Origin of the sequence: Enterovirga sp., assembly GCF_035325185.1 — a bacterium.
Lineage (GTDB): Bacteria > Pseudomonadota > Alphaproteobacteria > Rhizobiales > Beijerinckiaceae > Enterovirga.
This window is the reverse complement of record NZ_DAOLAJ010000124.1, coordinates 1-8,554: the sequence shown is the minus strand read 5'-3', so window position 1 is coordinate 8,554 and position 8,554 is coordinate 1. Positions and strand designations below refer to the sequence as shown.

9 protein-coding genes, 1 tRNA gene and 1 pseudogene are annotated in these 8,554 nt (G+C 67.3%); 2 read left to right on the top strand and 9 right to left on the bottom strand.

Features of this window, described 5'->3' with window-relative positions; all coding sequences use genetic code 11:
- The 9 genes and pseudogenes from PKD06_RS17245 to PKD06_RS17205 form a co-directional block, all read right to left on the bottom strand.
- Positions 1-276, bottom strand: a 276-nt coding sequence (locus PKD06_RS17245; RefSeq protein WP_324382283.1) for a MazG nucleotide pyrophosphohydrolase domain-containing protein, incomplete at its 3' end; no start/stop codon positions are given.
- A 177-nt stretch (positions 277-453) separates the two neighbouring features.
- The gene (locus tag PKD06_RS17240; protein WP_324382281.1) at positions 454-1,263 is read right to left on the bottom strand and encodes an MBL fold metallo-hydrolase; all 810 of its coding nucleotides are present in this window, start codon (positions 1,261-1,263) and stop codon (positions 454-456) included.
- On the bottom strand, positions 1,260-2,072 hold the full coding sequence (locus PKD06_RS17235; RefSeq protein ID WP_324382279.1) for a TatD family hydrolase: 813 nt from the start codon (positions 2,070-2,072) through the stop codon (positions 1,260-1,262). The genes PKD06_RS17240 and PKD06_RS17235 overlap by 4 nt, the downstream gene beginning before the upstream one ends.
- 4 nt (positions 2,073-2,076) lie before the next feature.
- The gene (metG, locus tag PKD06_RS17230; RefSeq protein ID WP_324382277.1) at positions 2,077-3,621 is read right to left on the bottom strand and encodes a methionine--tRNA ligase; all 1,545 of its coding nucleotides are present in this window, start codon (positions 3,619-3,621) and stop codon (positions 2,077-2,079) included.
- 31 nt (positions 3,622-3,652) lie between these two features.
- A complete protein-coding gene (locus tag PKD06_RS17225) occupies positions 3,653-4,678 on the bottom strand; it encodes a DNA polymerase III subunit delta' (protein ID WP_324382275.1) in 1,026 nt (341 codons plus the stop codon).
- A 3-nt stretch (positions 4,679-4,681) separates the two neighbouring features.
- On the bottom strand, positions 4,682-5,356 hold the full coding sequence (tmk, locus tag PKD06_RS17220) for a dTMP kinase (RefSeq protein ID WP_324382273.1): 675 nt from the start codon (positions 5,354-5,356) through the stop codon (positions 4,682-4,684).
- A gap of 313 nt (positions 5,357-5,669) precedes the next feature.
- A pseudogene (locus PKD06_RS17215) lies at positions 5,670-6,290 on the bottom strand (septal ring lytic transglycosylase RlpA family protein); the annotation flags it as partial.
- Between the two features lie 267 nt (positions 6,291-6,557).
- Entirely contained in the window at positions 6,558-6,875 is a 318-nt protein-coding gene (locus PKD06_RS17210; RefSeq protein ID WP_324382271.1) for a ribbon-helix-helix domain-containing protein, read from the bottom strand.
- Positions 6,859-7,500 carry a ParA family protein gene (locus PKD06_RS17205; RefSeq protein WP_324382269.1) on the bottom strand — a complete coding sequence of 214 codons (642 nt, stop codon included), beginning with the start codon at positions 7,498-7,500 and terminating at the stop codon, positions 6,859-6,861. Before PKD06_RS17205 ends, PKD06_RS17210 begins: the two co-directional genes overlap by 17 nt.
- Before the next feature lie 338 nt (positions 7,501-7,838).
- Between PKD06_RS17205 and PKD06_RS17200 the strand changes: the two genes are divergently transcribed.
- A tRNA-Ser gene (locus tag PKD06_RS17200) sits at positions 7,839-7,928 on the top strand.
- Between the two features lie 241 nt (positions 7,929-8,169).
- Complete coding sequence (locus PKD06_RS17195) at positions 8,170-8,418, top strand: hypothetical protein (protein WP_324382266.1); 249 nt, start codon at positions 8,170-8,172, stop codon at positions 8,416-8,418.
- Positions 8,419-8,554: the final 136 nt, after the last annotated feature.

Here is an 8,554-nt window from a genome sequence, read left to right as displayed (position 1 = left end):
GGTGATGGCCTCCACCACGCCGCCGAAATCGAAGGCGCCGCGCTCCTCCGCCATCCGGGCATGGAAGACGACCTGGAGAAGCAGGTCGCCCAGCTCGTCGCGCAGATCCTCCATGTCGCCGCGGGCGATGGCGTCGGCGACCTCGTAGGCTTCCTCGAGCGTGTAGCGGGAGATGGACGCGAAATCCTGGACGACGTCCCAGGGGCAGCCGGTTTGCGGATTCCTCAACTCCTTCATGAGATGGAGCAGGGTGGCGATATCGCGGGACGGAACGATGCGCGCGGTGGGCTCGTCGGTCGGCATGGCGGCGGTCAGGTCCAGGAAAAAGCGGCAGAGCCGGCGTGGGCACCGGGGCAGGGACCCCGAAGAATGATTCGCATAAGATATATTATGGAACCGATATCCCTGGGCGGTCTCGCGAGAGCCTGTATCCGGCCGCGCATCGAGGTCCGGTCAGCCGGTGACGGCCAGCCGCATGCCGTCGAAGGCCGGCTCGACATTCGGAGGCAGCCCGGCGGCCAGCGTGGCGTAGTCGAGATCGGTATGCATGTTGGTGAGGATCGCGCGCCTGGGCCCGAGCATCTCGATCAGGGCCAGGGATTCGGCGAGCGAGAAATGGCTCGGATGCGGCGTGTAGCGCAAGGCGTCGAGGATCAGGAGATCGAGGCCGCGCAGCATCTCCAGGCTCTCCGGCGGCAGGGCGCTGACATCGCTGGCATAGGCCGCCGAGCCGAACCGGAAGCCGAGCGCCCGCGTCTCGCCGTGCTCCATGTCGAAAGGCACGCCGCGGATCGGGCCTCCGGGGCCGTCGATGGCGAAGGCCCTGCCGGCTTCCAGGCGATGCTCGTCCAGCAGCGGCGGATATTGGCTGCCCGGCGGCGTCCGGAAGCAATAGCCGAACCGTTGGTTCAGCACCGCGCTGGTGCGCTCGTCGGCATAGAGAGCGATCCTTCGGCGCATATGGATCACGAGCGGGCGAACATCGTCGAGCCCGTGCGTGTGGTCGGCATGGTCGTGCGTGATGAGGATGCCGTCGAGCCGCGTCACGCCGGCATCGATGAGCTGCTCGCGGCAATCGGGCGAGGTGTCCACCAGCACCGTCGTCGTGCCCCCTGAGCCGGCCCGCTCGACGAGGATCGAGCAGCGGCGGCGGCGGTTCCGGGGATTGGACGGATCGCAGGTGCCCCAGCCCATGGCGACGCGCGGCACGCCCCCGGACGAGCCGCAGCCGAGGATCGTGATGGCGAGCGGCTCCGCGGTCATGCGGCGGCGCTGGCGGAGTGCGTCTCGACGAAGGGCCGCGCCTTGGCGAAGAGGCGCAGGAAATTCGCCGTGGTGAGCTGCGCCGTCTCGGCAGGCGTCGACCCGATCGTGGCGGCGAGCACCTTGGCGGTTTCCGCGACGAAGGCGGGCTCGTTGGTCCGCCCGCGATGCGGGACGGGAGCGAGATAGGGTGCGTCCGTCTCGACGAGCAGGCGGTCGCGCGGCACGATCTCGGCCGCGATGCGCCGGATCTCGGCCGAGCCCTTGAACGTCAGGATTCCCGAGAACGACAGGTAGAAGCCGAGTTCCACGCCGGCCCGGGCGAGGGCCTCCGTCGAGGAGAAGCAATGCAGGACGGCATCGAAGGCCCCTCGCCCGTGCTCCTCGCGCAGGATGCGGATCATGGCCTCGTCCGCCTCCCGCGCGTGGATCACGAGCGGCAGGCCGCTCGCCCTCGCGGCCTCGATATGGGTGCGGAACACCCGCTCCTGCACGTCGCGCGGCGCGTAGTCGTAGTGGAAGTCGAGACCCGCCTCCCCGATCGCGACGCAACGCGGGTGGCGCGCAAGCTCGACGATCTCGGCCGCCGTAACGTCGGGTTCTTCTCCCGCCTGATGGGGATGGGTCCCGACCGTGAACAGCACCTCGGGATGCGCTTCGGCAAGGGCCCGATAGGTCGCCGCATGGCGGACCAGGGTCGAGATCGTGACCATCCGCCCGACGCCGCTTTCCGCGGCCCGGGCCAACACTTCGGGCAGGCGGTCGGCGAGGCCCGGATAGTCGAGATGGCAGTGGCTGTCGATCAGCATGCGCTCACGCTTCCGGCTCGACATAGCGCGGGAAGATCGCAGCCGGAGCCGGCAGCTTCGTTCCCGGTGTGATGCGGCCGGCCGGGCCGACGCGGGCGAAGGCCCGCTCGCTGGGCGGCACCGCCAGAAGGTCGAGAAGCTTCGCGGCCGATCCGGGGATGAAGGGCAGCGTCGCGATGGCGATCGCCCGCAGGGCCTCGGCAGTGACGTAGAGGACGGTCCCCATGCGCGCAGGATCCTGTTTTCGCAGGATCCAGGGTTCCTGTGACGCGAAATAGCGGTTCGCCTCGGCGACGACGGCCCAGATATCCGCCAGGATCGTATGCAGGGCGAAGCCGTCGAGAGCCGCCCTTCCCCGCTCGGGAAGCTGGTCGGCCAGATCGAGCAGCAGCCGATCCGCGTCCGTGAAGGGACCCGGCTCCGGCACGGCGCCGCCCAGGTTCTTCGCGATCATCGAGAGCGAGCGCTGGGCGAGGTTGCCGAGGTCGTTGGCGAGATCGGCATTGATGCGCGTGACGATCGCCTCGTGCGAATAATTGCCGTCCTGCCCGAAGGGGACCTCGCGCAGGAGGAAATAGCGGAGTTGGTCGACCCCGTAGTCCGCCGCGAGCGAGGCCGGGTCGATCACGTTGCCGACCGATTTCGACATCTTCTCCCCGCGGTTGAAGAGAAAGCCGTGGCCGAAGACGCGCTTCGGCAGGGGCAGGCCGGCCGACATCAGGAAGGCGGGCCAATAGATCGCATGAAAGCGGACGATGTCCTTGCCGATGACGTGGACGTCGGCCGGCCAGAAGCGCCACAGGGGCGAGGTCTCGTCGGGGAAGCCGGCGCCGGTGAGATAGTTCGTCAGCGCATCGACCCACACATACATGACATGGTCGGGATCGCCGGGCACCGGCACGCCCCATTTGAAGGTCGTGCGGCTGATCGAAAGGTCCTCGAGGCCGCGCTCGACGAAGGCGACGATTTCGTTGCGGCGCGTCTCCGGGCCGATGAAATCGGGATTGTCGCAATAGTGCTTCAGGAGGCGCTCGCCATAGGCCGACAGGCGGAAGAAATAGGAGTTTTCCTCCACCCACTCGACGGGCGTGCCCGTGGGCGCGCGGCGGATGCCGTCGGGGCCCAGGGTCAGCTCGCCCTCGTCGTAATAGGCCTCGTCCCGGACCGAGTACCAGCCGGCATATTTCGACGGGTAGATGTCGCCGCCCGCTTCCATGCGCCGCCAGACCTCCTGGACCGAGCGCTTGTGGTCCTCGTCGGTGGTGCGGATGAAGCGGTCGAAGGAGCAGTCGAGCAGTTCCGCCATCTCGCGGAACTTCGGCGCCATCCTGTCGACGAAGGCTTGCGGCGAGATGCCTTCCTTGTCGGCCGCCTGCTGGATCTTCAGCCCGTGCTCGTCCGTGCCGGTCATGAAGAAGACGTCGTAGCCGTCGAGCCGCTTGAAGCGCGCGACCGCGTCGGCCGCGATCACCTCGTAGGCATGGCCGATATGGGGCGCGCCGTTCGGATAGGAGATGGCGGTGGTGATGTAATAGGCCTCGCCGGCCATGCGTTGAACCCGCGCGGAAAAGGGGAGGCGGTCAGGCCGCCCGGCGGACGGCTTCGGCCAGGTCCCCGAAGGTCGATACGATGAAAGCGCGCCGGTCGAGATTGTAGATCTCGACCGCGCGCGCCGCCTCGGTCACGTTCTCACACACCTCCGCCAGGGGCGCAAGGCGACGGGCCCCTGCCCCCGCCTTGCTTTCCACACGCGCCGCGAGCCAGCGCAGGATGGCGTCGACGAGGACGGGGAATTCCTCTGCGTCGCGCCGGTCCCCGGTCTTCTCGGCGAGCGACAGGATGGCCGATGCCGGGGTGCCTGGCAGGGCGTCCAGGAGAGCCGTCAGTTCGTCGATGAGCGCCATGCGCCTCGGATCGAGCAGCGTCAGCGCGCGGCGGACGGAGCCTTCCGCCAGGGCGGCGGCCCGCATCCGCAGGGAGGCGTCGGCGGGAAGATCGAGCCCGGCCAGGACCCGGTCGAGATCGGCCGGCCCGAGCGGCGGCAGGGTGAGCCTGCGGCAGCGCGAGCGGATCGTCGGCAGGACGCGCTGGGGAGCATGGCTGACGAGAAGCACGAGCGCGCCCGGCGGCGGCTCCTCGATCGTCTTGAGAAGGGCGTTCGCGGCGGAAGCGTTCAGGTCGTCCACGGCATCGACGATGCAGATCCGCCGCCCCCCATCCGCCGCCGTCGAGGCGAAGAAGCCGAGAGCCTTGCGGACCGCATCGACCGAAATCCCCTTCGGGGCCGCCCTGCCCTCTTCCGCCGTTCCCCTTTCGAGCGCGATCAGGTTGGGATGAGACCGGGCCGCGACCTGCCGGGCCGTCTTCCCGCCCGGGTCGACGCCGAGCCCGTCGCCGCCGCCAAGCCTTTCAGATGGCGGGGCGAGAAGGTGGCGCGCGACACGATAGGCGAGCGTCGCCTTGCCGATCCCCTCCGGGCCGCCGAGCAGCCACGCATGATGGAGGCGGCCGGAGCCCTCGCCTTCGCAAAAAGCCGCGGCCGCCCCGTCCTGCCCGAGGAGGAGGTGTCGCTCGCGCGGATGGGGAATCTCGATTTCGCCCGCCATGAGCTACCCTGCCCTGCCCTTGATGCGCGGGGCGAGCGCCGACCAGATTGCCGCCGAGACCTCGTCGGCGGAAGCCGCGCCATCGACGACCACGCATCGTTCCGGCTCGGCCGCGGCGATGGCGAGAAAAGCCGCCCGCACCTTCTCGTGATAGGCGGCGCCCTCCCCCTCGAAGCGATCGGGCGGCTCTCCGCGAGCTTCCCGCCGCGAGCGGGCCCGCGCAAGCCCTACCGGGACCGGAACGTCGATGACGAAGGTGAGATCGGGCGTCGTGCCGCCTGCCGCCGCAGCCTCCAGCCGCGCCAGGAAGCCGGGCTCGATGCCCGCCACGGCCCCCTGATAGACTCTCGTGGAGTCCACGAACCGATCGCAGAGGACGATCTTTCCCTCCCGCAAGGCCGGCGCGACGAGCGTGTCGACATGATCCAGCCGGGCGGCGGCAAAAAGGATGGCCTCGCCCGTTTCCTTCAAGCGCTTCGCTTTTGCTTCCAGCAGGATGGCGCGGATTCTTTCAGCGCGATGCGAGCCCCCCGGCTCGCGCGTCGTCACGACTGCGCGCCCAGCAGCTTCCAGCCGCGCCCGGATGCGCCCGATCTGCGTCGACTTGCCCGCGCCCTCGCCTCCCTCGAAGGAGACGAAGACCCCGCGCGTCGAGGATGCCTCGGTCGGCCCGGCCATGTCCAACTCCTCTAGAGGATGGCGCGGACCGGGTGAACCCACGCGAAGAGGGACCTCAGCGTCCGCCCTTCATATCCGGGCGACGCGGCGGGAGCACGTCCGGGGCCGCAGGCGCGTCGTCCAGCCGGGCGGCCCGGATCGGTTTGCCCTCCGCCGGCCGGGATATCGAGGAAGGCCGCCGCATCGCGGGAGGCTCGCCCTCCGCCCCCTTGCCGCTTTTCGCGCCTTGCAGGGCGGCGCTCCTGATCTTCGGTTCGGGCGGCTTGCGCTCCGGCTCCCCAGGCTTCTCGGCCTGGGCGAGCATCATGCGCGAAGCCGCAGGCAACCCGTCCGTCCGAAGACTGGCCAGAAGCATCTGGTCGTCGCTCCCGGCCAAAGGCGCGCGGCCGACATATTGGACCCTTACGCGGCTCGTGCCCTTGCGGTGAAACCCGAGGGCATCCGCCGCGCGCTCGGAGAGGTCGATCACCCTGTCCTGCTCATAAGGCCCCCGATCGTTCACCCGCACGATCATGGATCGCTTGTTGATGAGGTTCGTCACCCTCACGTAGCATGGCAGGGGCAGCGTGGGATGCGCGGCGGCGATCGAATCCCTGTCGAAGATTTCTCCGTTGGCCGTCAGCCGGCCATGGAAGGCCGTGCCGTACCAGGAAGCCCAGCCCTCGCGGTCATATCCCCGCCCGGGACGAGGAACATAGGTTCGGCCAGCCACCACGTAGGGCTTTCCGACCATCTCCCGCCCTCCCCCCTTGGGGATCGGCTGGCCCTCGGGAATGACGCGCGGGCTCGAGAGGACGCCATATTTGGCCTCGCTCGCGTTGCGGCGCGCGACTGTCGTCGACGAGCAATTGGCAAGCGGGAGGGCGAGGATCGAAACCGCGATCGCTCCGGCCACGCGCAAGGCGCGCGCCTCCCCTGCCCTGGCCGGCCCGATCCCCCAGGATCGCGCCGCCTGCTCTTCGATCCGTGCCACTCCACGCCTCGTCCTGAAACCGGGCGATCAGGATCGGCGGGAGGCGTTAAATTTTCTTTTGCACCGCACCCTTTTTCAGATTCTTCTCAGGATCGGTTAAATATCTTTTTGCTTCAATCGGTTAATAAAATATATCGATTCGTTTCATGAAGAGGGGTCGCAGCGCAGGCGGAAAAGAAAAAAGCCACTATTTCTGAGGTGGTTGACGGATTTTTGAAAGGCAATTCCTTAAGGTCGGCTCTCATCGGTGAGCTGCTTGATCGAAAGGGCTCCGCGCGCCTTGAAGAGGAGGTCCAGAGCCTCCAGCATGAGCTGGTGGATCTTGGTGCGTTCGGTATAGGCGATGTCGCGGAGCTGATCGTGGACCGGCGGCTCCAGATAGACGGAAAGCTGCTTGGCCCGCTGCTTCAGGGTGGCGCGTTTCGCTTGGCTCGCCGCAGGCGAGATGGGGCTGAGCTGGACGATCTCGGCCCCCGGCTGCTTAGCCGGACCGGGCGCGGCGGCCGCCACGATGGATGCGAGGCTGAGTTTAGGCGGCTTTGACATTCGACGGGATTCCCTGCGTGCGCTTGGCGATCCAGGACCACAGGCTGCGGATCTCGTTCGCGGCCATCCCGGTCGGATTGTATTCCGTGACGCCCTGGCCGAGGCCGAGGGCGTCCTGGTGGTCGTTGCGCATGACGATATTGACGTCGGGCAGGACCCCGAGAACCGCGAGGCCGTCGGCCGCATCGCGGACGCGGTAGCTGCGCGGCGGCGTCTGGTTCAGGACGAAGGCGAATTTCTTCTCGAGGCGATAGATGGCCGCGAGCGTCGGCTTGAAGGCCCGCAGATCCGCGGGCGTCGGTCGGCAGGGTACGACGCAGAGATCGGCGGCACGGATCGCCGCGAGGCTTCCGGGGCTGTCGACGCCGGGCGTATCGATGAAGACATAGTCGAAATCGGAGGCCCGCAGGCGCTGCATGATGTCGTCGAGCTGGGTCGCATCGATCTGCGCCACCTCGGGCGTATCCGCATGCCGGTGCTCGACCCAGTCGGACACGGTGGCCTGACGGTCCATTTCCAGGATGCAGACCGATTGCCCGGCTTGCTGCGCGGCGACGGCGAGCGAGATGCAGAGCGTGCTTTTTCCGCTCCCGCCCTTCTGGGTGACGAACGCGATCGCCTTCATCGGCGTTCCTTTCGCAGGGAATGATGTGCCCGAGGTGGAGTTCCACTCCGGTCCGGTGCCGTGAATCAGATGATCCTTGGACGCCGTGACGGAACGACCTGAGCCTCGGCATGGTTAACGATGCGTTAAGATGCCCTCCTCCCGCTGGAAAATCGGCGAAGCCTTTGATCACGCGCGATCAGGGGATCCCGCACTCCCTTGATCCGTGGATACGTGGATCCCGAGCGTCCTTTGACGCTAGGCCTTTGCCGAGATGTCATGATTCTGGTTGCCGAGCGCAGCGAGGCGACGGGGAAGCTTGTCCCCGCCGCGCGGCGATGGCAAAGCGCAAGGGCACAGGAAGGGTGGCCGAGTGGTTTAAGGCAGCGGTCTTGAAAACCGCCGTGGGGGCAACCTCACCGTGGGTTCGAATCCCACCCCTTCCGCCATAGGCGCATCCAAACCCTGGCCGGGCCCCCACTTTCGAAAGCCGCTCCCGCTGGGACGATTATCCTGGCCGCGAACAGAGCGGAGGATGCGAAGCGGTTCCGTCCGATCATCGATCATCGCCTGAGGAATATTCGCTCCGGCGGCCGGAGGCAGCTGCGCTGGGCAGATCGGAGAATAGGGAGCCCTTGCCCTGGCGGTGTCGCGCCGCATCGCGCATCATGCGGCGGAGAGGATCAGGAGATGAAGGCACTCGCAACAGCTCTTTTCCTGCTCGCCGGCGCGGCCACGGCCGCCTCTGCCGGCATGGGCAATTATCCCGGCATTTCAAAATATAATTATTGGCGCGGGGAAGCTTGCGGTGACGGAGGCGATCCCGGCTCGGCCTGCGAGCGCCTGTTCCAGCGTATGTGCGGAAAAACGCCGAGTGCAGCCTGCGTCAAGAAGCACCAGAAGGCTTTCGATCGGGCGCCGAAATTCAACCGGCGCTGAGAAGCAGCCCGGACATGTGGCCGAGGCGGCCCGCCGCGGCTGCCCCGCCGAGAAGTAGAAACAATGCCGGTTAAGATGCAGGAAGAAATGGTGCCCAGGGGCGGAATCGAACCACCGACACTGCGATTTTCAGTCG